General features: G+C 62.1%; 26 protein-coding genes and 1 pseudogene. 12 read left to right on the forward strand and 15 right to left on the reverse strand.

Features of this window, described 5'->3' with window-relative positions:
• Positions 1-90: 90 nt before the first annotated feature.
• Positions 91-939 carry an archaetidylserine decarboxylase gene (asd, locus tag V6M89_RS29460; protein ID WP_332856581.1) on the forward strand — a complete coding sequence of 283 codons (849 nt, stop codon included), beginning with the start codon at positions 91-93 and terminating at the stop codon, positions 937-939.
• A 3-nt stretch (positions 940-942) separates the two neighbouring features.
• Here the strand turns inward: asd and V6M89_RS29465 are convergent, their stop codons facing one another.
• Complete coding sequence (locus V6M89_RS29465) at positions 943-1,854, reverse strand: LysR family transcriptional regulator (protein ID WP_332856558.1); 912 nt, start codon at positions 1,852-1,854, stop codon at positions 943-945.
• A gap of 123 nt (positions 1,855-1,977) precedes the next feature.
• Here V6M89_RS29465 and V6M89_RS29470 point away from each other — a divergent pair, with 123 nt between their 5' ends.
• Both V6M89_RS29470 and V6M89_RS29475 read left to right on the forward strand, forming a co-directional pair.
• Entirely contained in the window at positions 1,978-2,577 is a 600-nt protein-coding gene (locus V6M89_RS29470) for an FMN-dependent NADH-azoreductase (RefSeq protein ID WP_332856559.1), read from the forward strand.
• A gap of 28 nt (positions 2,578-2,605) precedes the next feature.
• Entirely contained in the window at positions 2,606-3,475 is an 870-nt protein-coding gene (locus V6M89_RS29475) for a pirin family protein (protein WP_332856560.1), read from the forward strand.
• A gap of 63 nt (positions 3,476-3,538) precedes the next feature.
• On the opposite strand, the gene V6M89_RS29480 is transcribed toward V6M89_RS29475, so the two are convergent.
• On the reverse strand, positions 3,539-3,805 hold the full coding sequence (locus V6M89_RS29480) for a hypothetical protein (protein WP_332856561.1): 267 nt from the start codon (positions 3,803-3,805) through the stop codon (positions 3,539-3,541).
• Positions 3,805-4,230, reverse strand: a complete 426-nt coding sequence (locus V6M89_RS29485; RefSeq protein WP_332856562.1) for a hypothetical protein — start codon at positions 4,228-4,230, stop codon at positions 3,805-3,807. Before V6M89_RS29485 ends, V6M89_RS29480 begins: the two co-directional genes overlap by 1 nt.
• A gap of 120 nt (positions 4,231-4,350) precedes the next feature.
• On the opposite strand from V6M89_RS29485, the gene V6M89_RS29490 reads away from it, so the two are divergent.
• The 3 genes from V6M89_RS29490 to V6M89_RS29500 all read left to right on the forward strand — a co-directional run bounded on the left by V6M89_RS29490 (position 4,351) and on the right by V6M89_RS29500 (position 6,282).
• On the forward strand, positions 4,351-4,815 hold the full coding sequence (locus V6M89_RS29490; protein ID WP_332856563.1) for a hypothetical protein: 465 nt from the start codon (positions 4,351-4,353) through the stop codon (positions 4,813-4,815).
• Between the two features lie 469 nt (positions 4,816-5,284).
• On the forward strand, positions 5,285-5,917 hold the full coding sequence (locus tag V6M89_RS29495; RefSeq protein WP_332856564.1) for a hypothetical protein: 633 nt from the start codon (positions 5,285-5,287) through the stop codon (positions 5,915-5,917).
• 53 nt (positions 5,918-5,970) lie between these two features.
• Positions 5,971-6,282, forward strand: coding sequence for a hypothetical protein (locus V6M89_RS29500; protein ID WP_332856565.1), 312 nt, complete (start codon positions 5,971-5,973; stop codon positions 6,280-6,282).
• A 112-nt stretch (positions 6,283-6,394) separates the two neighbouring features.
• Here the strand turns inward: V6M89_RS29500 and V6M89_RS29505 are convergent, their stop codons facing one another.
• From V6M89_RS29505 to V6M89_RS29520, 4 genes are all read right to left on the reverse strand, one after another.
• Positions 6,395-8,080: a methyl-accepting chemotaxis protein gene (locus V6M89_RS29505; protein WP_332856566.1), complete on the reverse strand. Its 1,686-nt coding sequence runs from the start codon at positions 8,078-8,080 to the stop codon at positions 6,395-6,397.
• A gap of 446 nt (positions 8,081-8,526) precedes the next feature.
• Entirely contained in the window at positions 8,527-9,696 is a 1,170-nt protein-coding gene (locus V6M89_RS29510) for an acyltransferase family protein (protein WP_332856567.1), read from the reverse strand.
• Between the two features lie 17 nt (positions 9,697-9,713).
• The gene (locus V6M89_RS29515; RefSeq protein ID WP_332856568.1) at positions 9,714-10,004 is read right to left on the reverse strand and encodes a hypothetical protein; all 291 of its coding nucleotides are present in this window, start codon (positions 10,002-10,004) and stop codon (positions 9,714-9,716) included.
• Positions 10,004-10,642, reverse strand: coding sequence for a DUF1906 domain-containing protein (locus V6M89_RS29520; protein ID WP_332856569.1), 639 nt, complete (start codon positions 10,640-10,642; stop codon positions 10,004-10,006). Before V6M89_RS29520 ends, V6M89_RS29515 begins: the two co-directional genes overlap by 1 nt.
• A gap of 171 nt (positions 10,643-10,813) precedes the next feature.
• Between V6M89_RS29520 and V6M89_RS29525 the strand changes: the two genes are divergently transcribed.
• From V6M89_RS29525 to V6M89_RS29535, 3 genes are all read left to right on the forward strand, one after another.
• Entirely contained in the window at positions 10,814-14,089 is a 3,276-nt protein-coding gene (locus tag V6M89_RS29525) for an nSTAND1 domain-containing NTPase (protein WP_332856570.1), read from the forward strand.
• The gene (locus tag V6M89_RS29530) at positions 14,086-14,451 is read left to right on the forward strand and encodes a hypothetical protein (protein ID WP_332856571.1); all 366 of its coding nucleotides are present in this window, start codon (positions 14,086-14,088) and stop codon (positions 14,449-14,451) included. Before V6M89_RS29525 ends, V6M89_RS29530 begins: the two co-directional genes overlap by 4 nt.
• Positions 14,452-14,531: 80 nt before the next feature.
• Positions 14,532-15,491 (forward strand): succinylglutamate desuccinylase/aspartoacylase domain-containing protein, encoded by a 960-nt coding sequence (locus V6M89_RS29535; protein ID WP_332856572.1) that lies wholly within the window; start codon positions 14,532-14,534, stop codon positions 15,489-15,491.
• Here V6M89_RS29535 and sugE read toward each other — a convergent pair whose 3' ends face one another.
• Positions 15,492-15,809, reverse strand: a complete 318-nt coding sequence (gene sugE, locus V6M89_RS29540; protein WP_116989972.1) for a quaternary ammonium compound efflux SMR transporter SugE — start codon at positions 15,807-15,809, stop codon at positions 15,492-15,494. It abuts the gene before it with no gap.
• Between the two features lie 115 nt (positions 15,810-15,924).
• Between sugE and V6M89_RS29545 the strand changes: the two genes are divergently transcribed.
• Entirely contained in the window at positions 15,925-16,281 is a 357-nt protein-coding gene (locus V6M89_RS29545; protein WP_332856573.1) for a DUF1304 domain-containing protein, read from the forward strand.
• A gap of 71 nt (positions 16,282-16,352) precedes the next feature.
• On the opposite strand, the gene V6M89_RS29550 is transcribed toward V6M89_RS29545, so the two are convergent.
• Positions 16,353-17,429 (reverse strand): hypothetical protein, encoded by a 1,077-nt coding sequence (locus V6M89_RS29550; RefSeq protein WP_332856574.1) that lies wholly within the window; start codon positions 17,427-17,429, stop codon positions 16,353-16,355.
• 128 nt (positions 17,430-17,557) lie between these two features.
• Here V6M89_RS29550 and V6M89_RS29555 point away from each other — a divergent pair, with 128 nt between their 5' ends.
• Together V6M89_RS29555 and V6M89_RS29560 are read left to right on the forward strand one after the other, a co-directional pair.
• The gene (locus V6M89_RS29555; protein WP_116989969.1) at positions 17,558-17,854 is read left to right on the forward strand and encodes an ArsR/SmtB family transcription factor; all 297 of its coding nucleotides are present in this window, start codon (positions 17,558-17,560) and stop codon (positions 17,852-17,854) included.
• A gap of 10 nt (positions 17,855-17,864) precedes the next feature.
• Positions 17,865-18,920, forward strand: a complete 1,056-nt coding sequence (locus V6M89_RS29560; RefSeq protein ID WP_332856575.1) for an alkene reductase — start codon at positions 17,865-17,867, stop codon at positions 18,918-18,920.
• Between the two features lie 88 nt (positions 18,921-19,008).
• Here V6M89_RS29560 and V6M89_RS29565 read toward each other — a convergent pair whose 3' ends face one another.
• From V6M89_RS29565 to V6M89_RS29590, 6 genes and pseudogenes are all read right to left on the reverse strand, one after another.
• The gene (locus V6M89_RS29565) at positions 19,009-19,962 is read right to left on the reverse strand and encodes an MBL fold metallo-hydrolase (protein WP_332856576.1); all 954 of its coding nucleotides are present in this window, start codon (positions 19,960-19,962) and stop codon (positions 19,009-19,011) included.
• Between the two features lie 69 nt (positions 19,963-20,031).
• Positions 20,032-21,078: an acetate kinase gene (locus V6M89_RS29570; protein WP_332856577.1), complete on the reverse strand. Its 1,047-nt coding sequence runs from the start codon at positions 21,076-21,078 to the stop codon at positions 20,032-20,034.
• A 21-nt stretch (positions 21,079-21,099) separates the two neighbouring features.
• Positions 21,100-21,591 (reverse strand): hypothetical protein, encoded by a 492-nt coding sequence (locus V6M89_RS29575; protein WP_332856578.1) that lies wholly within the window; start codon positions 21,589-21,591, stop codon positions 21,100-21,102.
• 12 nt (positions 21,592-21,603) lie between these two features.
• Positions 21,604-22,281, reverse strand: a complete 678-nt coding sequence (locus V6M89_RS29580) for a C39 family peptidase (RefSeq protein ID WP_332856579.1) — start codon at positions 22,279-22,281, stop codon at positions 21,604-21,606.
• Entirely contained in the window at positions 22,278-22,679 is a 402-nt protein-coding gene (locus V6M89_RS29585) for a hypothetical protein (RefSeq protein ID WP_332856580.1), read from the reverse strand. Before V6M89_RS29585 ends, V6M89_RS29580 begins: the two co-directional genes overlap by 4 nt.
• A 64-nt stretch (positions 22,680-22,743) precedes the next feature.
• Positions 22,744-23,027 (reverse strand): annotated as a pseudogene (locus V6M89_RS29590) (hypothetical protein); the annotation flags it as partial.

A 23,027-nucleotide genomic window follows, 5' to 3' on the forward strand; every position in this document is an offset into this window, starting at 1 on the left:
GGCTGGCACAGTCGAGCTCATGCTCAAATGGGGGACCTGACCCCGGGTTCGGACGCTATAATGCGCGATCGTTTATTGTATGGATAACCTATCGTGTCTCGTCTTGCCGTCCTGCCACACTACCTGCTTCCCAAGGGAGCGTTGACCAATTTTGCCGGCCGCGTGGCTGGCGCCAAGGGCGGCAGCAAGACCACCTGGCTGATACGCTGGTTCGTCGGCAAGTACAACGTCAATATGGACGAGGCGCTTGATCCGGACATTTCCCACTACGCCAGCTTCAACGAATTCTTCACCCGCGCGCTGCGTCCCGACGCCCGCCCGATCGCCGACGCCGGCTTCATCTGCCCGATCGACGGCCGCATCAGCCAGTTCGGCGACATCAAGGAAGACCAGATCTTCCAGGCCAAGGGCCACAATTTCAGCACCACCGCGCTGGTCGGCGGCGACGCCGAGCTGGCCGCCAAGTTCCAGAACGGCAGCTTCGCCAACCTGTACCTGAGCCCGCGCGACTACCACCGCATCCACATGCCTTGCGACGGCAAGCTGACTCGCATGATCTACGTGCCGGGCGAGCTGTTCTCGGTCAGCCCGGCCGCCGCGCGCGGCATTCCCGGTCTGTTCGCCCGCAACGAGCGCGTGGTGTGCGTGTTCGACACCGCCAACGGCCCGTTCGTGATGACCCTGGTCGGCGCCACCATCGTCGGCAGCATGGCCACCGTGTGGCATGGCGTGGTCAATCCGCCGCGCATGCCGCATGTGTGCGAATGGCAGTACGACGACCAGAACATCGTGTTGAAAAAAGGCGAGGAACTGGGTCGCTTCCTGCTCGGCTCGACTGTCGTCATGCTGTTCCCCAAGGATGTGCTGAGCTTCAATCCAGCGTGGCAACCGGCCGGCGCCGTCCAGCTGGGCCAGGCGATGGCGCAACTGAAGAAGTAAGCCCTACACCCCGGCCTGCCCGCTTTCCTCGAAGGCGGCCTGCAGCATGTCGAGGAAAACCCTGGTCTTGGCCGGCATCAGCCGGCGGCCAGGGAATACCGCCCACCCGGTAACCATCGGGAACGACCACTCCGGCAGCACCCTCACCAATGTCCCCTTCTGCACATGCTCGCGTGCGATCAGCTCGGTCGAGGCGGCGATGCCCACGCCCGTGGTCGCCATACGCACCAACAGCTCCGGCGAGTTGGCCAGCAGCCGCACCGGCAACTCGCGCTCCCATTCCGTCTTGCCGCGCAATAGATTCCAGCGTATCAGCCCGTTCACCCGTGGCGGCAGGCTGAGCAGGTCGTGCTTGAACAAATCGTCGGGGTGTTCGGGCAGGCCGCGCAGCGAGGTGTAGAGCGGCGAGGCGTACAGGGCGATCTTGCTCAAGGTGACGCGGCGCGCGGCCAGCGAGGCGTCGTCCGGCAGGTTGCCCATGCGGATGGCCAGGTCGAAATTTTCCGCCACCAGGTCGACCCGGCGCGGCGACAAGTCCAGTTCCAGCGCGATGGCCGGGTACTGGTTCATGAAGCGCGTCATCATCGCGCTCATCGCCACGTTGGCGAAGTCGGCCGGCATCGAGATCCGCAGCAGACCGCTGGGCGCGCCCTGCCGGTGCTGCGCCAGGGCGCCGGCCTGTTCGGTTTCATCGGCCACGCGGCGCGCGTGCTCCAGCAGGCTGGCGCCGAATTCGGTCAGCACCAGCTTACGCGTGGTGCGCTGGAGCAGGCGCTCGCCCAGATGCGCCTCCAGCAGCGAAATCCGGCGCGACACTGTCGATTTCGGCAGCTGCACCCGCTGCGCCGCCAGGCTGAAGCTGCCGCATTCGACGATGCGGGCAAATAACAGCAGGTCGCCAGGGTCGATTTCCACGCATTTACTCCTTAATTGTTCCATCAGTGGATTAATGTTATCCATTTTAGCGGCTTCCGGAACGAATATGAAACGATTAAAGTAACTACATCGCAGCACAAACCAGACAACAGGAGCAAAACCATGAACATCTTGCAAATCAACTCCAGCGCCCGCAGCACCGGTTCCGAATCCACCCGCCTGGCCGACGCCATCGTCGCCAAGGTCCGCGCCACCAATCCAGCCGCAACGCTGCTGCGCCGCGACCTGGCAGCCGATCCGCATCCGGTGATCGACGAGCCGACCCTGCAAGCCCTGTTCACCCCGGCCGACCAGCGTACCGAAGCCCAGGCCGCCCGCGTGGCGCTGGACGATGCGCTGATCGCCCAGGTGCAAGCTGCCGACGTGATCGTCATCGGTGCACCGACCTACAACTTCGGCATCACCGCGCAGCTGAAAAGCTGGTTCGACGCGATTGCCCGCGCCGGTGTGACCTTCAAGTACGGCCCAACCGGCCCGGTCGGCCTGCTGTCCGGCAAAAAAGTGTACGTGGCGCTGTCGCGTGGCGGCGTGCACCGTGATGGTCCTAGCGACACGCAGCTGGCGCACATCAAGATGTTCCTGAACTTCGTGGGCCTGAGCGATGTTCAATATGTCTTCGCCGAAGGCTTGGGCATGGGTCCTGAAGCGGTGGCCAAGGCACAAGCCCAGGCAGAAGCAGAGATCAACGCAGTACTGGTGTAAAGCAACTCAACAAACCAAGGAGCTAGTCATGACCGATCAAGTAAACACCCCTCGCAGCGTAGAGCGCGTTATCAGCGGCCAGGCCGTGATGGACGGCGCAGGCGTCAAGATCAATCGCGTCCTGACTCAGCCCTTGCAGCGCCGACTGGATCCGTTTCTGATGCTGGATAATTTCGGCAGCGACCAGGCCAACGACTACATCGCCGGCTTCCCCAGCCATCCGCACCGCGGCTTTGAAACCGTGACCTACATGCTGGAAGGCCGCATGCGTCACAAGGACAGCGCCGGCAACGAAGGCTTGCTGACCAACGGCGGCGTGCAATGGATGACTGCGGGTCGCGGCGTGATCCACTCGGAAATGCCGGAGCAGGAAGAAGGCGTGATGGAAGGCTTCCAGCTGTGGCTGAACTTGCCTGCCAAGGACAAGATGCGGGCGCCGTGGTATCGCGATTTCAACGGCGCCGACGTGCCGGCCTTTACCACGGCCGATGGCGTGGCGGTCAAAGTCATCGCCGGCAGCAGCCACGGCGTGGCCGGTGCGGTGCAGCGTGAGGTGACGGAGCCGATTTATCTCGACATCCATGTGCCTGCCGGCGCCAGCTTCAGCCAGGCGCTGCCGGAAGGTCACAACGCTTTCATCTTCACCTATCGCGGTGAGGTGAGTGTCGGCGACAAGGCGGTGGCGTCGGGCCGGATGGCGATCCTGGCGAACACCGCAGGCGCCGATGGTGTGACGGTGCATGCGGCCGAAGACAGCCGCCTGATCCTGGTGGCCGGCCAGCCGCTGAACGAGCCGATCGCGCAGTACGGCCCGTTCGTGATGAACACGCAGGCCGAGATCTTCGCCGCCGTTGAAGATTTCCGCGCCGGCAAGCTGGGCGAGGAAGCCCACGCTTAACAGTAGCAACAGCCGCCGGACAGATATGCTGCCCGGCGGCTGCCTTATTTCAACATCGATACGTTAGCTTTCCTTGCGCTTGTCGCGCACGACAAGCAGGCCCCGCATCAAGCGCCTCAACCCTGCATCCTTCTCACGTTTCTCGCGTTTATCTCGATCTGCAAGCAGTTGGCGCACCTGGCGTCGGAGTTGAAAGTTGTCGACGGCGTAGGCCACCAAGACGAAAGCCATAAACATGCCTGTCATCGGCTCCCCTCCAAAGTGCCAGGAGGCCCATGCCAACCAGGCACAAATTACCCCAACAACGAGTAAGGCGAGACGGTCTAGCATTATCGGCTCCAGGCATGTTTATAGTGCTTGCGTGATTTTACGCCTTGCTGGTATATGCCAGGCCACCGTATCAAGACCGAGGGCAGCCAGGGTTCATGAAGATGATTGCGCTGCGCGCTTAACAGCACGTCCGCCATAGAGTTGCCACCCGCGAGCGAGCGCCCCGTCGCGACCGCAATGCTGCCGATCACCGCTCCGGCATAGTACGGGGCCCGCAACGTCCCCAAATAAATCAGTTTTTCCAGGCCTGTACCCGCACCAATTAACTCCGCGACCGTGACGTTTCTGCCAAACTGCTTGATCGCCGCGAGTATGACGGTCGCAGTCTGAATCGCAGCGCCGTTGCTGGCAAATAAAGTTTCAGGACAGTCCAAACCTAGACCGTCCATGTTTTCTTTGAAGTACTTGTAAAAGTCGGATGACATGATGTTCTCCTAGGCGGCAGGCTTGTCCTGGCGGTCATGGAAGCATACGTTTCTCAATCGGGAAGCGGTTGATACGCATCAGGTCCGGTAGAGTGCGTCGACTCAGGATAAAATGCCGGCATGATGCCCACTATCCTCAAATGGCTGCGTTACTTGAGCCACGTTCTCGGCTTTGAGACGGCCGACTCCTTCCCTCCCGGCCATCCGTATGAACGGACACGCTGGAACGGCGCCTATTTCGATATCGCCTCCGACGTCAAGCCGGATCAAATCGAGAGCCGCCTGTGCGAGGCGATCGGCAATACGCCGCTGGTGTTCGGCTACATCACCAACCCGACGCCGCGCATGCAGCGCGCGCTGCTGGCGATGCTGGAAGAACGCATGCGCAACAACCGCGGCCGCGCCAGCGAACTGGCGGCGCTGCTGGTGGCCGCCTACGACAGCCCGCACATCACCGAAGTGGTCCCTGGCCTGCGCGCCGCCATCGCCGCCACCCGCCACGAGGATATGAGCGAACGCGCGCGCAGCGTTATGGTCTTCCTGGGTTCGATGCAGTCGCCGTTCGATGTGATCGAGCTGAATTAAAGGAAGCTCGCTCAGCTCAGGCATATGCACATGGGGTGCGCCGCCCGGCTTCTTGTAGCAAAACCCCAATTTTCTCTTCGATTTCCCCCTATTTTTTCAAGCATTGGGCTATTTCCGAATCTGCCGGCCTAAATTGGGAAAAATCGAAAAAATAGGGTATTCGCCACAACCACCGTACCGCCCCTACCCGGCTCAGCGGGAACGACGTAGTTTTCCGGTATCAACTGCGCATTCTCATCATTGCCGTCACCGATTCACATCGACCGCAGCCACTAGCCCACGTAAGTCGCCGCCGCGCAATTACGTAAAGCGCCGCCACTCGCTCTCACGCAACACAGCCACGTAGAGCGTATTCAAGGCAGTGAGATTTCGCGTATTTTTCGAATGAGCAAGATGTTATCCTCCAAGGGCACAGGCCGAGTTCGGCCAAAAGCAGACTCACCGACTATCTGAAATTTTTAAGGCTTTGATGAAATTTTATCGGACGATTTTTTTGTTGATGCTATCTCTCCTCGGTTGTACAGCAGCAGCTTCGCCCGAGTCTGATTTTTGGTCGTGGTTCCAGCAGAATGAGGGAGATATTTTTAACTTTGAAAATAATCAGGAAATTGTGTTCGATAAGCTTGCAGCACGAATGCAAAAAATCAATCCATCATTGACGTTCGAATTTGGCCCGAAGAAAGATGGCATCCGAGAGTTTGTCATTAGTGCTGATGGTATTAAAGACGCGTTTCCTAGTGTGGAGAAACTTTATGCCGCAGCACCCCAGTTGAAAAAGTGGAGATTCATAAAATTCCGGCCACGTAGAGAACCGTTTGATATCAAGTACCAAGGGATATCTGTTCAAGCAGCATCAGTTACTGTATCCATTGCAAGGGATGGGGCAAAGGCGGCCATTACTGTACTAATTCCAGGATATACGGAATCAAAACGTGACAGCTACACTGGCATTGCGTACCTTATCTTGGACCAAGCGCTGGGCGAGTACGACGTCGAAACCCGCGTCGGAGCGATTGATGTTGTCGCACCTTCGGCACGATATGGGCAAGTGCGTACCTTGATGGACTTGCCGGAGGCGTTTGATGAGTTGCTTAGTCGTTGAGCAGCTGGAAGGCTCGATGCGGCCAGGAACAGACGGAGTAGTAAGAGATAGAGATGATGTACCACTCGCTAAAAATGGAACCATTGACTGCTTTTTTACTGACGGCGCTAGTAGCGTTGGGATATGTTTGCTTGATTTTCCCGCTGGTGGGACAGCTGGACGTGCCGCAGACATTGGGCCATGTCATGAGTGTTTGGTTTCCTTGCTTACTCTCCGCGCTGGTCTATGTATTGCTGACTGCCCGCGCATCGACGGCGAAGCTGAAGTCATATTCGCGCACGCTTGCAGTTGCCGTTCTTGCCCCTGCCGCTGCGTGGGCGGTTTATTTTTTTGTCGGTTTTGTTCTCTTAGGTTGGCAGATGTGATTGCGACCGAGTACGGCCAGAAGCCGTCGTTCGGTGCCCTCCCGATAGCGGTCGATACCTAGTGCGTACACTGTCCGCTCGGGATCAAGTCCGCCTGTCGCTAGGGCCTGCATCAAAAGCCTTCCCAGTCACCCCTGCTGGCGGCGACCACGCGCCCCTTATGAGGGGCGGCAGCCACGACCGACACTTCGCGCCGCGTTGACATACGCAGCGGCGCCACGTTGGCGCGAGTCGGTCGCTGCGCCATGGCCAGGTCGTGAATCTTAAACACGCTCACTGCTTCCGCCAGTTGGCTGGCCTGCTCTTGCAGAGCGGCCGCGGCTGCGGCCGCCTCTTCCACCAGCGCCGCGTTTTGCTGGGTTACCGTGTCCATTTCCGTCACGGCCTGGTTGATCTGCTCGATGCCGGCTTCTTGCTCGCGGCTGGCAGTAGTGATTTCTCCCATTATGTCGGTAACGCGCTGGACGCTAGCCACAATCTCCTGCATCGTACTGCCGGCATCGCCAACCAACTTGGAACCGAAGTCGATTTTTTCCACAGAGTCACCAATCAGCACCTTGATTTCCTTTGCTGCTGCGGCACTGCGCTGGGCTAGGTTGCGCACTTCAGACGCGACAACCGCAAAGCCACGGCCCTGTTCGCCGGCGCGCGCCGCTTCCACGGCAGCGTTGAGCGCCAGAATATTGGTCTGGAATGCGATGCCATCGATTACGCTGATAATGTCGACTATCTTGCGCGAGGACTCGTTTATGGCTCCCATCGTGACCACCACTTGGGATACTACCGCGCCGCCCTTGATTGCCACCTGCGACGCCGATTTCGCAAGCGTGTTGGCTTGGCGCGCATTTTCGCCGTTCTGCTTGACGGTGGAAGTCATCTCTTCCATTGAGGATGCGGTCTCTTCCAGCGAGCTAGCTTGCTGCTCGGTGCGCGAAGACAGGTCAAGGTTGCCGATAGCGATCTGGCGCGAGCCCGACGCCATAGACTCGGTACCGTTGCGTACCTGGCTTACAATCTTCAGCAGACTGTCGTTCATTTCTTTGAGCGCCTGCATTAGCTGACCGGTCTCGTCCTGCGCTTCGACCGAAATGTCGCTGGTCAGGTCGCCGTCGGCGACCCGGCGCGCCACTCCGACTGCCTCGAGCAGCGGTGTTGTGATGCTTCGGGTGGCGAAGTAGGTCACCAGGATACTGATGACCAGCGCAGCAAGCGACAGTGCCAACACTTTCACTTTGGCCCCCTTGACATCGGCTTCGGCCTCATGCGCCGATGAGGTCATCAGTCTGTTTTGCAGTTCGATCAACTTGTCAAGCTCACCCATGTACACGCGTTGGGTGGGACGCAGTTCGCTCAACAGCAGCGCGACAGCCTCGTCGCGCTTGCCGTCCTTGGCCAGCGCAATGAATGACCCGCGCCCAGTCAGGAAACGCGCGCGCACCTCGGCGATCTTCGCCATGAGAGCCAGGCCTTCGGGCGAGGTGACGGTCTTGTTCAGGCCATCGATGGCCTTGGTGATCACACGCGCGCTCTCCTCCATATTCTCATACTCGGATTTAAGGTCCTCGGCCTTGCCCATGATGAGCACGTTGCGCAAATTACGGGCCACTTCGTTCAGTTCATCCTTGATGGTATGGGCAAGCACGGTTTTTGGATAACGATCCTCGTTGGTAAGGTTGATGCCTTCGTCAAGGTCGATAATCTGGCGGTAGGACAAAGTTGCCAGCGCCAGCAGCAGGGCCATGACAATTGAAAAACTCAGACCAAGGCGTTGGCCGATTTTCAGGGAAGAGAGATTCATGATGTAGTCCAGTCAAATTGGATTTACGCTGCGAGGGGAGGCGGCAATATCAGTTCGCTTACAGCAGGCGCTCGATGTCGAGTAGAAGGGGAGCTCGAATCGGGGTTCTCTTCCAGCACTGCTTCACGTGCGGGAAGTCGCTGCGCGGTCATGTGCTTCCTTGTCGCGGCAACAAACCTGAAACGTGCTCAGCCAAGGAGCCGATTGATGAAAATCGTCAGAGGGAGGCTATTTGCAAGGCAATTAAGGTTGACTGCAAAGCGTAGCGGGCTTGTCGATTGGACGGGGATATGTGTGGGCGAGGAACAATCTTGCCGACGAGTGAAACTAGGATACTCGCTTTCCTAAAAGAGGCACGTTAGTTTGCGTCCTTGCTCACAAGCGACAACATTTTTACTCCGGTACGACGAAATAACGCGAATTGGTGGTCGCTGTGATGCGAATACTCAATCAACATAAGCGACGGCGCCAGCCGGCGCGACCGGCCGGGCGAAGTTGCCCGGCACGTAGCGGTCGCGCAGCTTCATGAACGGCGTCTCCACCAGCAGATGCAGCAGCCAGCCGGCCAGCAGGCTGGCCGCGCTCATCAACACGATGGCCTGCCAGCTGTTCGGTCCCCACCCCTCGACCTGGAGCGGCGCGCGCAGCAGCACGCACAGCGTCTTGTGCGTCAAGTAGATCGCATACGACCACAGCGCGATGCTGGCCGCGCCCGGCACCCGCAGCCTTTGCAGCAGCGAGCCAGGGCTCAAGGCCGCAATCAGCAGCAGCGTAAAACTCAAACCCAGCATTGGATAACCGATCACCGTCATCGGATAGCTGTAATGGTCTTCGAGGAACAGCGACCAGGTCAGCGCCAGCGACGCCGCGCCGGCCGCCAAGGCCCAGTTACCGCGCGAAGTTAGCCGCGCCCATGCACCGGCGTGATGGTTTTTCAGCAGCGCCAGCGCAACACCGGCCACCAGCTCATCGAAGCGGCACCACGACGAGTAATAGATCAGGGTGTAGTACTGAAAACCGCCCTGCTCCTCCGGCCCAACATGCTGGGTCCACAGATGGCTGCGGATCGCCATGCCGGCCAGCAGCGTGCCGATCACCGCCAACCAGGCCAGCAGCAGCGGCTTGCGGCAGGCCGCGATCGCCAGCGCCACGGCCGGCAGCAGGAAATAAAACTGCTCCTCGACACACAACGACCACGCGTGCGAAAACGCCGTGCCCGGCGTCAACTGGATATTCTGGGTAAAAGTGAGGAACTTCCACAGCGGCGGCAGCACGCTGGTGCCCCGGAACGCCGGCCACAAGGAGTACAGCGCCAGCACGAAGTAAAAATTCGGCAAGGTGCGCAGCAGGCGGCGCGCATAAAAACGCGCCAGCGAGAAGCGCTCGGCCCCGTCGGACTGCCGCGAACGACGCATGCCGCCCAGGATCTGGTTGCCTATCAAATAACCACTAAGCGCGAAAAACAGGTCGACACCGGTCCAGCCGACCTCGCCGAACCAGCCAAAGGTCGGGCTACCGCTGACAAACAGCATGTAATGGTTGGCAAACACCAGCACAATGGCCAGCGCGCGCAAGGTATCGAGGCCGGAATTACGGCCCTGCAAAGATGGATTCATGCCCGCATGATAACAAATCAGGGCGAAATCACCATATTGAGGACCTTGTCCGCCACGCTCAACACCGCCGTGCTGCCGGCCGCGATCGCGAAATTGTGGCTGTGGCCGGAGTAGTAATCGATGGTGCCGAGCCGGATGCTGTCGATCGCCGCGCTGACGCCATTGCTGATGGTATAGGCCGACAGCAGCATGTCCGGCGCCGTCACGAATTTCAACACCACATCCTGCCCCGTATTGTTAAGAAAAATCGTCTTGGCCGGCTTGACCGTCTTCAGCGTGACGGCTTCGGTGAACTGTATCGTCTGCATCACAGCACCCTGAACAGGCCTGCCGGATAGCCGTCGTTGGTGCGCGTCAGTTCGACGCTGATGTGTTTGCCGTCATCGACCGGCAGGCTGGCGGCCGCCAGTTGCTTGAGGTTGAAGCCGACATAATCGCGCGAACCATGGTATTCCGGCGACGGCGACAACCAGCTCAGCGCCGCCAGCCCCCGGAGCAACATCTCCTCGCAGCAGGCGCCGGAACCGTAGACGCCAACCTGATATTTGGGCTCGCCCGGCCCGGCCGCGCGAAAAGCCTGGTTGACGCCATCGAAATACGCGCTGACCGGGCCGGCGATGGCCTCCATCGAGGGATTGAAGTCCACCGCAAAGTAAATCGCAGAACCGGACGGCTGCGTGATGACCGACTGCGCCATCAAATAGGCGGCAGCGCCGTCGGCGCAACCTTGGGCGCGGCTGAAATAATTCAGGTGGTCGCCGCCGGCCTGCCACAGCGCGCCGATCTGGATGCTGGCGTCGGTCAGCGAACGGGCCTCGGCCAGCGACAGGCTCTTGCCCGCCTGGTGGCTGTAATAACGGATCGCGAAATCGATCCCTTGTTGCTTGATGGCAATTGCGTGCTGCGTCAGTTCAAATGGCGCTTTCAGGCCAGTCAAAACAATCATGGCATCTCCGGTAGATGGGGGGTGTGGTTTCCCCGTGTTAATGTTAGTATTTGCAAAAGATGTAGATATGAAACAACTGTAATCATTCGGTCCAAATTTGGCCTTCCGGAAACCTTCCGAAGTGCAAGCCATTGATTGCAAAGCACTTATTACTGAACAAAGAAGGTCCGCGTGAACCACAAAAGCTTTCGTTTCGGGCAGTGGCGGGTCGATCCCGCCACCAATACACTCAGTTGCGGCGACCTCAACCGCCAGCTGGAACCGCGCGCCATGGATGTTTTATTGCATTTATGCAAACATCCACATGTGGTGGTCTCCGCCGAAACCTTGCTTGACGCGTGCTGGGGCGACGTCTCGCCCAGCGACAACGCGATCCACAAAATCATCACCCAGCTGCGCCGGGCGCTGGACGATTCGGCGGTCGAGCCGCGCTATATTGAAACCATCCGCAAACGCGGCTATCGCCTGCTGGCCGAACTGAGCTACGACGATGACGTCAGCAACGGAAGCTGGCTGCACGCCTCGCCGTTCCGCGGCCTGGAGGCGTTCGAGGAACAGCACGCCGCGATCTTCTTCGGCCGCAAGCTCGGCGTCGATCAGCTGGTGCAAGTGGTGGTCAGCCAGGTGCAGGCCGCCTGCGCGATGGTGCTGGTGCTGGGGCCGTCCGGCGCCGGCAAGACCTCGCTGGTGCAGGCCGGCCTGATCCCGGCCCTGAAAGCGGGCGCCGCGCCGGCCGAGTCCGGCCTGGCGATCGCCAGCCATCTGCAACTGGACTGCGCCGACATGGGCCAGGCCGGCCTGCTCGACACGCTGGCCAGCGTGCTGCTCGATGCCGAATTGGACGACCGCCTGCTGTTTGAAAACACCAGTGCCGTGGCCTTGGCCCAGCGTCTGGCGCAGGACCTGCCGGGCCTGATCGCCCAGTTGCAAGCGCAACTGCCGGCGATCCGGCTGATGCTGTTCATCGACCGTTTCGAAGCCATCTTCCGGCTGCCGCATATCGGCGAGCAGGAACGGGCCGTGTTCATCCACGTGCTCGACCAGCTGGCGCGTTCCGGCTGCATCTTATTAGTGCTGGCCTGCCGCAACGACTTCTACCCTCACCTGACGGCCTACCCGGCGCTGATGAGCATGAAGCTGCGCGGCGGCCACTTCGACCTGGCGCCGCCCGGCGCGGCCGACATCGCCCAGATCATCCGCCATCCGGTGCAGGTGGCGCAGCTGCGCTACACGGTCGACGCCGCCACCGGGGAATCACTGGACCAGGTGCTGATCGACGCCGCCAAGGCAGGCCCGGACACACTGCCGCTGCTGCAATACTGTCTGCAAGAGCTGTATCGCCTGCGCAGTCCCGACGGCGAGCTGAGCCACGCCAGCTTCCATGCGCTGGGCGGGCTGGAAGGCGCAATCGGCGCGCGCGCGGAGCAAGTCATCTCGGCGCTGGGCAGCGCGCAGATCGCCGCGCTGCCGCATGTGCTGTCGCAACTGGTGCTGGTGGCCGAGGACGAATCGACCGTCACCTCGCGCCGCGTGCCGTGGTCGGCGCTGCGCAACGAGGCCGATCATGCTCTGGTGCAGGCTCTGGTCGATGCCCACCTGTTTGTCAGCGATCTGCACGGCGGCGCGCCGGCGTTCGGCATCGCGCACGAAGCGCTGCTGCGGCGCTGGCCGCGCGTGGTGGCGTGGATCGAGGAACATCGCCAGGCCTTGCAGGTGCGCAGCCGCATCAGCGCGCAAGCCAAGCGCTGGCAGGACAGCGGCCGCAAGCTCGATATGCTGCTGCCGTCCGGCACCCAGGCGAATCAGGCGCGCCAGTTGCTCAGGACTAGCGGTTTCAGCTTCACGCCGCAGGAGCAGGCCTTTGTCCAGGCCTCGCTGCAAGGCGTACGACGCGGCGAACGGCTGCGGCTGACGATCACCATCGTCATGGCCGGCCTGACGCTGCTGGCCGGCGGCCTGTTCCTGATGGCGCGCTCGGCGCAGCAGGCGGCCGAGCAGCATCGCACCGAGGCCGAGGAGTTGATGGGCTACATGCTGGGCGACTTCGTCGACAAACTGCGCCCGCTGGGCAAGCTGGACCTGCTCGACAGCGTCAGCAACCGCGCGTTGAAATACCTCTCCGATCCGGAGCGCAGCGACGATGGCGATGCCGCGTTGGCCCAACGTGCCAAGTCGCTGCAAGTGCTGTCCGAGGTCAAGATTTCACGCGGCGATCCCGCCGCCGCCAACATCGCGCTGCTGGCGGGACGTGACATCCTTCGCCAACAACTGAAATCCAAACCGAACGACCTGGCGCTGCTCAAAAGCGCTGGCGAAAACGCCTACTGGCTGGGGCAGATTCAGCTTGATCAGAAAGCATGGGACAAGTCGCAGGAATACTTTGAGCAATACCGTGCCTACGCCGACCTTCAGGCCGCGGTTGCACCGACTTCGGCGGATGCCTGGATAGAGCAGTCCTATGCCCATAACAACCTTGGCACCGTCGCGTTGCGGCGCGGCGACGCGCAGCACGCCGCCGATGAATTTGCGCTGTCCGCCGATTTGAAACAACGTGCCTACGCTCAAGCGCCAAAAAATAAGCGTCTCGCAGCTGATCTTGCCGATACCCTGTCGTGGCAGGCTCGTGCCCAGATGCAATTGGGCCAGTTGGCCTTGGCCGAAACATTGGGAGCTCGCGAGCTCGCGCTACTGCAAACACTGCACGACACCCATCCGGCCGATACCTTGTGGGTCAACCGGCTGTCCTCGGCCTGGTCGCATCAGGCCGACCTCCGGCAGGCACGCGGCGATCTCGCCGCCAGCCACGAGGCCATGCAGCAGGCCTACACGCTGCTACAAACCATCGTGGAGAAGGATGCCAGCAACCGAAATTGGCAGCGAAATTTATACATCGCTGAGTTCGGCCTCATCGAAACGGAAAACGAAGACCAGAAACCGGCGTCGAAACTTGCGCGGCTGGATAAGCTGGAACAGAATTTTTCGGAACTGATACGCCTGGAACCCAAAAAACTGAATCTTCAAGTAGTGCAAGCCAAGGTGCGGCGACTCAAAGCGGCGATTCAATTCCGTGAGCACCGGCACGCAGACGCCAGCGCAAACCTGGCACTCGCTGTCGAGAAACTGGAGCAGCTCAACACAGCCACGCCAACGGACCAAGTGATACGCACTGGCTTGATTGAAGCGCTACTGCTGGATGCGGAGCTGAACGCGCAACAGAATGCCGACATGGCGCGTGGCCGCTGCGAAGCCGTGCGGACATTGCTGCGGCCGCTCATCAAGGACAGCGCCGATTTTCGCACGCTGGCGCCATGGGTCAAAGCGCACGCCTGCCTTGGACAGCACGAACAAGCGACATCTGTGCGCAAACAACTTGAGGTGATGTCGTATCGTGATCCAGCCTACCTGCAATACCTTTCCACCCACCCACTGAAGAAAGCAAGTTCATGAGCAAATTCATCGCATGCACACCATTTATCAACATTCTGGTAAAGGTACGGCCGGGTGTCAAACCAGGCACCTACAAGGTCGAAACCATGCCGGCCGTTCTGCGCGTTTCCCAGCCTGACACGGTCATCAACTACCAGATTTTCGACAGTGGCACTGAAAATATCGTCTTCACCGGCATGACCGTATTACCAGAAGATAACAATCAATTTAGCGAGGAGAGCATTAGCGTCAGCGGTAAACAGTTGACCTTCAGTGATGCAAACACCGCCCCAATGACACTGAACATCATTCTCAACTTCAAGAATGACGAGGGTGTGCAGTTCATGCACGATCCACAAGTCGAGAACGAACCGGAAGGCTAAGTCCATCCAGTCCGATGTCGCAGCGACGGGCATCGGACCAGGTATAAACTGTTTATTCCAATGACTCTGATGGAGCGGGCATGATCGCCACCGACGCCCTGCAATTCAAATCCGTGCAGTACAGCGGCCAACAAGCCGGCACGCGGCTGATCGTCACCGGCGCCGTGCATGGCAACGAGACCTGCGGCACCCAGGCCATCACGCGCGTGATGCAGCAACTGGACAGCGGCGCGCTGACGATACGCAAGGGCAGCGTCACCTTCGTGCCGGTCGCCAATCCGCTGGCCTATGCCAAGGGCGAACGCTCCGGCGAGCGCAACCTGAACCGCAACCTGTTCCCCAATCCGAACCCGCAAGACTTCGAAGACCGCGTGGCCAACTGGCTGTGTCCGCTGTTGGCGCAGCATGAGGTGCTGCTGGACCTGCACTCGTTCAACGCCGCCAGCGAGCCCTTCGCCATGGTCGGGCCGCGCAACAACGACGGTCCGCTGGAGCCGTTCAAGCACGAGCAGCAGGAGCGCGCGATGGCGCGCCGGCTGGGCGTGCGGAGATTTGTCGATGGCTGGCTGCGCACCTACGGCGCCGGCGTGCAGCGCCGCCTGCGCGACGACAGCCAGCTGGAAACCGTGCTGCGCTACGGCATGGGCACCACCGAATACATGCGCAGCACCGGCGGCTACGCGCTGACGCTCGAATGCGGCCAGCACGCCGATCCGCAAGCGCCCGAGGTCGGCTACCGCGCCATCGTCAACACCCTCGCCTTCCTCGGCCTGATCGATGCGCCGTCGCCGCAGCCGATCGCCGACGAGGCGATGGAGGCGCTCAGCATGGTCGCGGTCTACGACAAGCAGCACGCCGGCGACAGCTTCAGCCGCGCCTGGTCCAGCTTCGATCCGGTGCGACAAGGCGAGCTGATCGGCACGCGCGCCGATGGCACGCCGGTGCTGGCCGAGTTCGACGGCCGCATCCTGTTCCCCGACGCCGCTGCCGGCGCCAACAGCGAATGGTATTACCTCACGCGGGCCAACCCCGGCTTCTGATCAGACGGTCGACAGTTTCAGGCCGACGATGCCGCCGATGATCATGGCGATGCAGCCCACGCGCAGCGCGCTGGCCGGCTCGTTGAGCACGACGATGCCGAAGATGACGGTGCCGACGGTGCCGATGCCGGTCCAGATCGCGTAGGCGGTGCCCAGCGGCAGCGTGCGCAGCGCCAGGCCCAGCAAGGCGACGCTGCCGGCCATCGCGCCCAGCGTCAAGACCGTCGGCAGCGGTTTGCTGAAGCCGTCGGTGTATTTGAGTCCGACCGCCCACGCCACTTCCAGCAGGCCGGCCAGGATGAGAATTATCCAGGTCATCGAGTGTCTCCAAAAATTGCCGAAACTATATCAGCTGCGGCAAATCTCTGCTGGCGGCTTCCCGCCGCGCCCGCCACAGGCCATAATGCTTCATCAATAACAAGGAGGAGCATCCATGCAATTACTGGCACAGATCGTCACCGGCCTGGTGGCGCTGATACATGTCTACATCGTGCTGTTGGAAACGGTGCTGTTCCAATCGCGCGGCCGCCGCGTGTTCGGGCTGACGCAGGAAAAGGCCGACATCGTCCAGCCGGCCATGTCCAACCAGGGTTGCTACAACGGCTTCCTGGTGGCGGCGCTGGTGGTCGGCTTTATGCATCCGAATCCGGCCATCGCTTCGGCCTTCACGGTGTTCGGCCTGGCTTGCGTGGCGGTGGCCGGCGTGTGGGGCGGCGTCACGGTCAAGCGTTCGATCCTGCTGATCCAGACCCTGCCGGCCGTCGTTGCGCTGGCACTGCACTTCGCCTGACCACCACGTCATTCCCGCGCAGGCGGGAATCTATGCAGAGTTTGCTGGAGACGCGTCGTATGGATTCCCGCCTACGCGGGAATGACGGCTCCGCTGCTTGTGGCTTTGGTCGCGTTCAGGCTCGGCAAGGTGATGGTCTCGATCACCACCGGCGCCGGTTCGGCGGCCGGCTTGGCGCCGCTGCCGCGCAGGGCCAGCAACCAGCCGATGCCGTCGAACCAGAACGGCGCGCCCAGCGATGAGGCGAAGGCTGTGATGATCCAGCCCATCAGCGCGAACGCCAGCGCCGCCATGAAGGCGCCCACGCCTTTACCGCCGGCGGCGTCAAACCGCGGCGATGGCCAGCCTATCGGCAGCGCCTGCACCGCTTGCCAGTCTTTTTTCGCTTCGACCACCTGACTCATCGGCGTGGCAGCCGGCGTGCCGGCCGGCGCGGCCGCGACCGGCTTCATGCGGCCGGCGGCCATGGCGTCGGCGCCCTGCTGCGCCAGCGTCGCCGCCGCAGCGTTGTCGCTCCACAGACGCTGGCTCAGTTGCAGCGCATCGATATTCATCGCGCCCGCATAGAACAGGCCGACGCAAAACAGCACCAGCTGCGAGCGCCGCTTGTACCAACCGGTGATGCGGTCCATCACTGTGTCGTACCAGATGCGCACGGCGCTTTCCAGCGCGGCCAGGTCGTCCGGGCCTTCGCCCATCAGCGCCAGCAGCGTGCGGCTCAGGCCTTCGTTGCCTACGTTGGCCAGCAACTGCGCCGCCGTTTGTCCCTTGCCGTACTTGGCCGTCAAGGTCGACACAAACGCCCGCGCGAAGATCGCCGACGGGATGTAGGACGGCATGCGGCCCTGCTGCGCCAGTCCGGTGATCAGTGGATGGGTCATGACGGCGGCCGACAGCGAATGCGGTCCCAGCTTGGCCAGGTTGAAGCCGTCGTCCATGCGCAGGAAGCGCTTGATCGACGGGATGATGCCGCGCAGGCGCGGCTTGCCGGCCGGCTCGTGCAGCATGGTCAGCACGCCGTCGAGCAGCACCTTGGCGCGGGTCTGGAACAGCGAGGCGATCGCTTCGCGCGTGGCGCTGCACAGCAGGCTCACGGCCAGGAAAGTGTAGGACAGCCCGATGGCCACATCCAGGTAATGACTCGACATACGGCCCTCATTAAACTTCGAACAATGTTCCCATAACATAAATGATTTTTTGGCCGCCAGCACGTTTTTCTTTTATATCGTAAGATCACGATATTGAAATCGGAAAAAGACGATCCATATATCGTTACATGCAAATGGACATAGACGCTATCCACAAAGCCCTTGCCAACCCGATGCGGCGCCAGATCCTGGCGTGGCTGAAGGAGCCCGAGGTGTATTTCTCAGAGCAGCAGCATCCGCTGAGCCTGGGGGTGTGCGCCGGCCTCATCGACCGGCGTTGTGCATTGTCGCAATCGACGGTGTCGGCGCATCTGGCCACCCTGCTCAAGGCGGGCCTGATCACCTCGCACCGCGTGGGGCAATGGAATTATTTTAAACGCGACGAAGCGACCATCCAGGCCTTCATCGATCAAATGACATTATAGGAAACACATCATGGCAAATCTTTTCGACCCGCTCACCATCGGCGACATCACCCTGAAAAACCGCATCGTCATGGCGCCGCTGACCCGCGCCCGCGCCGTCGGCGGCGCCCGCGTGCCGAACGCGCTGATGGCCAAGTACTACGTGCAGCGCGCCAGCGCCGGCCTGATCCTGAGCGAAGCGACCGCCGTCACGCCGCAGGGCGTGGGCTATGCCGACACGCCGGGCCTGTGGTCGGACGAGCAGGTCGAAGGCTGGAAGCTGGTGACCGAGGCCGTCCATAAAGCAGGCGGCGTGATCTTCGCCCAGCTGTGGCATGTGGGCCGCGTCTCGGACCCGAGCTTCCTGAACGGCGACGCGCCGGTGTCGGCCAGCGCCATCGCCGCCGACGGCCACGTCAGCCTGCTGCGTCCGCAGCGCGCCTATCCGGTGCCGCGCGCGCTTGACACCGAAGAGCTGGCCGGCATCGTCGCGGCCTACAAGCTAGGGGCTGAGAACGCCAAGAAGGCCGGCTTCGACGGCGTGGAAATCCACGGCGCCAATGGCTACCTGCTCGACCAGTTCCTGCAAGACAAAACCAACCAGCGCAGCGACAACTACGGCGGCTCGATAGAAAACCGTGCCCGCCTGATGCTGGAAGTGACTGACGCCTGCATCGCCGTCTGGGGCGCCGGCCGCGTCGGCATGCACCTGGCGCCGCGCCGCGACGCGCACGACATGGGCGACTCCAATCCTGCCGCCACCTTCGGCTACGTGGCGCGCGAGCTGGGCAAGCGCAAGATCGCCTTCATCTGCGCGCGCGAAGCGGTGGGTGAAGACAGCCTGGGGCCGTTGCTGAAGCAGGAATTCGGCGGCGTGTACATCGCCAATGAAAAGATGGACAAGCAGACCGCGCAGCAAGTGCTGGACGCCGGCACCGCCGACGCCATCGCCTTCGGCAAGGCCTTCATCGCCAACCCGGACCTGCCACGCCGCCTGCAACTGGACGCGCCGCTGAACGAGTGGAAAGCAGAAACCTTCTACGCGCCTGCGGAAGAAGGCTACACCGACTACCCGGCGCTGGCCTAACCCGCACGGCCAAGCGGGGTCGGACCCCATGTGGGGTCCGACCCCTAAGTGGTGCAGCAGGCGTATCGCTTAAAGCTTGCGGGTTGGTCTAACGCGGCAGCGAGTAGTTCACCGGCACGAAGTCGTAGCCCTTGCCCTTGGCGCGCACATGGCCCAGCGCCGGGAACGACAGGTGCGATGCGCCGATCAGGTAGCCGCCCTTGGCCGCCGCCGCGAACGCTTCCTTGCGCTCGGCGATGGCCACCTTGCTGTCGCTGTCGAAATTGACGCCGACGCCAGGATCTTCAAACTGCACCGCCTGCACGTGCAGCAAATCCCCCAGCAACACCAGCTTCTGTCCCGCGCTCTCGACCACGTAGGTGATGTGGCCCGGCGTATGGCCGCCGTTGAAATACGATTTGATGCCCGGCACCAGCTCGCTGTTGGCGATGATGGGCTGGAACTTGCCCGCCTTGACGTAGGGATTGAGCGACATCATCGCGCCCTGGAAGTCTTCCTTCTCTTCGCCGGTCGCCTTGTCCAGGTTGCTCTGGCTCAGATAATAATCCGCATCCAGCTTGCCGGCCCGTACCACCGCGTTCGGGAACACCCGCTGCTCGTTGGCCGCCAAGCCGCCGACGTGGTCGCCGTGCATGTGGCTGATGTAGATCTCGTCGACCTGCTCCGGCTTGTAGCCCGAGGCCTTGAAGTTGGCCAGCAGCTTGCCGGCCGTCGGGCCGAACAGGCTGGCGGCGCCGGCGTCGATCAGCACCAGCTTGCTGCCGGTGTTGATCAGGAAGGCATTGACCGAGGTCTCCACCGGACTCTTCAGGAACGACTTGGCCAGCGCCGCATTGGTCTTGGCCGGCGCCTGCTTGAGCAACTGGTCGACCGGCAAGTCGATGCTGCCGTCGTTGAGCACGGTGACCTCGAAGTCGCCCAGCGTGGCGCGGTAAAAGCCTGGCGCCTGGAACTTGGCCATCGGCGCGGCGGCCTGCGCCATCGAACAGGCGGTTGCCACCGCCAGCACGGCGGCGGATCGGGTCAAGGTGGTGGTGATCATGGCGTCCCTGTTATGTTGGCTATCAAGAGACGCTACGATACCGCAAAATCAACGTTGTTGCTAACTCGCCTAGAAGTTCATTGGCATGCGGAACGATAGTTGCACGTCCGGCGTGTCGCGCGTCAAACCGGCGCCGACCGAGACGTTGATGGTGCGCTTGTCGTTAAGCCGGAGCGACAGGCCCATCAGCAGCGTGCCCAGCTGGGTGCGCACCGAGCCCGGCACCGCCAGGCCATTCTGGCGCGTGCGCGCGATCGAGCTGTGGTCGTAACCAAAGCTGATCAGCGCCTTGTCGTTCAGCGCCAGGCCGACGCCGAAATTGAAGCCCAGCACATCGCCCGGCGCCACCGTGCCCAGCGGCTCCCAGTCGCCGTTCAAGACCTTGCGGTTGACGTTGCTGCGCTTGAAGTTGTACAGGTAGCTGACGCTGCCGAACAGGATGGCCGGATCGCTGGCGTACAGCCAGGTCAGGCTGGGCTGCACCGCGTAGAAGCCCGAGCCGGTCGGCAGGTCCAGCGGCAGGCCGGTGCCGCTGGCGTTGGGGCCCACGCAGCGCTTGCTGCAATCGGTGACCACGCTGAAGGGATCGGTGCCGGTGCGCGATTTGACGCGCAAGCCGGCCACGTAATACGGCCGGTCCGGCGCGCCCTGGTTGAGCTGGTAGCGCAGCGCCAGCTCGGCGTCGCCCACGCCCTTGCCGCTGGTTTCAAACACTTTGTCGACGCCGGTGCCGGTGAATATCTCGCGGCTGACGGTGGAGTCGGAACGGTAGACATACGGCAGCTTCACCTCCAGCTCGGTGCGATTGGTCAGGCCGTAGCGCAGGCTGACGGCGCCGGTCAGCGTGTTGCGCTTGACCTCGCGCACATCGACCAGGCCGATCAGCAAGGCCGGGATGATGGTGTAGCCCACCAGCACCACCCGGTTGCTCGACGAATAGCCGAACTGCATCGACGGCTCCAGCACCAGCTTGCCGCGCGGCGTCAACACGCCGGGCTGCTCGAACAAGGGCGCCACCGCCGGCGGCTGCCCGTCGCCGCCCTGCGCCTGCGCCGCCGCGCACGCCGCCAACGCCCACAGCGCCACCGCGCCGCCCTGCCATCTTGCACCTCGCATCGCTGCCCTCCTGAGTTGTGTTCATTTCGGTCCCACCGCACCGCTCAGGGCATCGCGCAACATGGTTTCAAAGTTGACGGCCTTGAGCAACGCCAGATTGCTGACGCTGGTGCTGATCGTGGTCTGGCTGCGGATGGCCTGGTCGTTGATGCTGTTCTGTATCAGCAAGGCGCCCAGTCCCGCCGTGGCCGGCAACGGATCGACCACGTTGCCGGCGCCGTTCCGCACCACCACATTGGCCAGCGCATCGCTGGCCATCTGTGCTTCCACCGCGCTCAACTTTGTCACATCGGCGATCGAAAAACGACTATTCGCTACAACACTGCCATTGATCGAAACCAAACGTTCGACACCTAGCGAGACCACCATCCCGTTGCCCAGGTCGTAGCCGCCGCGCGTCTGTTCCAGCCGCGCATCATCGACGGCGATCCAGCCGTCGGTCGGGTCCGGCATATCGCCGGCGTGTGCCGCCGCCCCGCAGGCCAGCAGCACGGTCAGGATGCTTGTGCGCATGCGCGCCTCCGTTCAGTAATTGCCGCTGCCGTTCTTGGGCAGGGTGATGTCGGTCAGGCTGGAGCGGCTGATGCCCTCGCCCAGCGGCGCGCGCGGCGCGACGCGCCATTCCGCCGCCTGGTTGAAGCGCGGCTTGCCCGGCCAGTTGTGTATCACGAACAGCAACTGGTCTTGCCAGAGCGCCTCGAAATCGGCGCGCCGCACGGCCCGCGTGCCGCCGGCCGGATCGCCCAGCAGCACCCGGCCCTCGTCCATGCCCTTGATGACGACGAAATGTTCATAACCGTTTTCACGGATGCGCACGATGGCCGGGAACGCCGCCTCGGCCAGCTTGTGCAACGGTTGCTGGTAACCGTCGGCGATAAAGCCCAGCGTGGCCAGGTAGCGCTTCATGTCCAGCAGCGAAAAGCCTTCGCGCTGTATCTTCTGCTGGTCGCCGCTCGCGTACATGGCGTCGAACACCTGCCGTTCGCTGACCGGCGTATCGTAGTGGTAGCTGAGCAGCGTCGCCACCGCCGCCGAGCCGCAACTGAAGTCGAACTGCTGGCGCACGGTCGAGCGGAAGCGCGCTTCCCTCAGGCTGGTGACGTGCAGCGCATAACTGCCGCCCGCCACGCCGGGCAAGTCCGCCGCGCCGGCCTGGCCGCACGCGATGGCGGCCAGTACTATGGTGCATGCCAGTTTTTTCATTTCATTTCAATGTTGATGATGGTGGCGTTCTGGATCAGCACGTTGGCGCCGGAGTTCTGTATCGCCACCGGCAAGCCGGACGCGTTGCTGAACGAGCCGCTGCTGATGGCGTTGGCGCCGGTGTAGACATTGATTGCGGTGTTGCCGTTGACGGTGCCGTTCAATTGCATATCGCTGTTGACCACCTCCGCGCCCGCGCGCTTGCCGGCCAGTTTGGCGGCCGGCACCGAGGAGCCGTCAAAGCCGGCGGGATCGGCCGCCGTGATGACGATGGCGTCCGGCAGCAACGCCGGCCGGGATTGCGCTGCCGGCTCCGCCAGCGGCGCGATCACCGGCGCCGCCGCCACCTGTCCTGCCAGCGCCAGCGCGGTACAAAAACTGATGACTGGTATCTGCATACCGTACCCCCTGTAGATGGCGGGATGCGCGCGCCGTACCGCCGCGCCCGCATCCCGCTGCGCCTTACTTGCCGACCGCCAGGTTGGCCTGGACGTTGACGCTCTGCTGCACCAGTGAAGAGATGCCGCTGTTCTGCGCCGTGACCATGACGCCGGCCGCCGACTGGCCGACATTGCTCATGGTGTTGGACATATTGAACGTGCCCGCATTCACCGAGATGTCGCCGCCGGCGCCGCCCGCGGCGCCCGAGCCGGCGCCGCCGGTGGCCGCGCCGCCTGCCGCACCGTTGCCGCCGGTGTTGCTGGCCGCGCCGCTGTTGCCGCCGTTGCCGCCGGCCGCGCCAGCGC

This window comes from Duganella sp. S19_KUP01_CR8 (assembly GCF_036688705.1).
Lineage (GTDB): Bacteria > Pseudomonadota > Gammaproteobacteria > Burkholderiales > Burkholderiaceae_D > Rugamonas.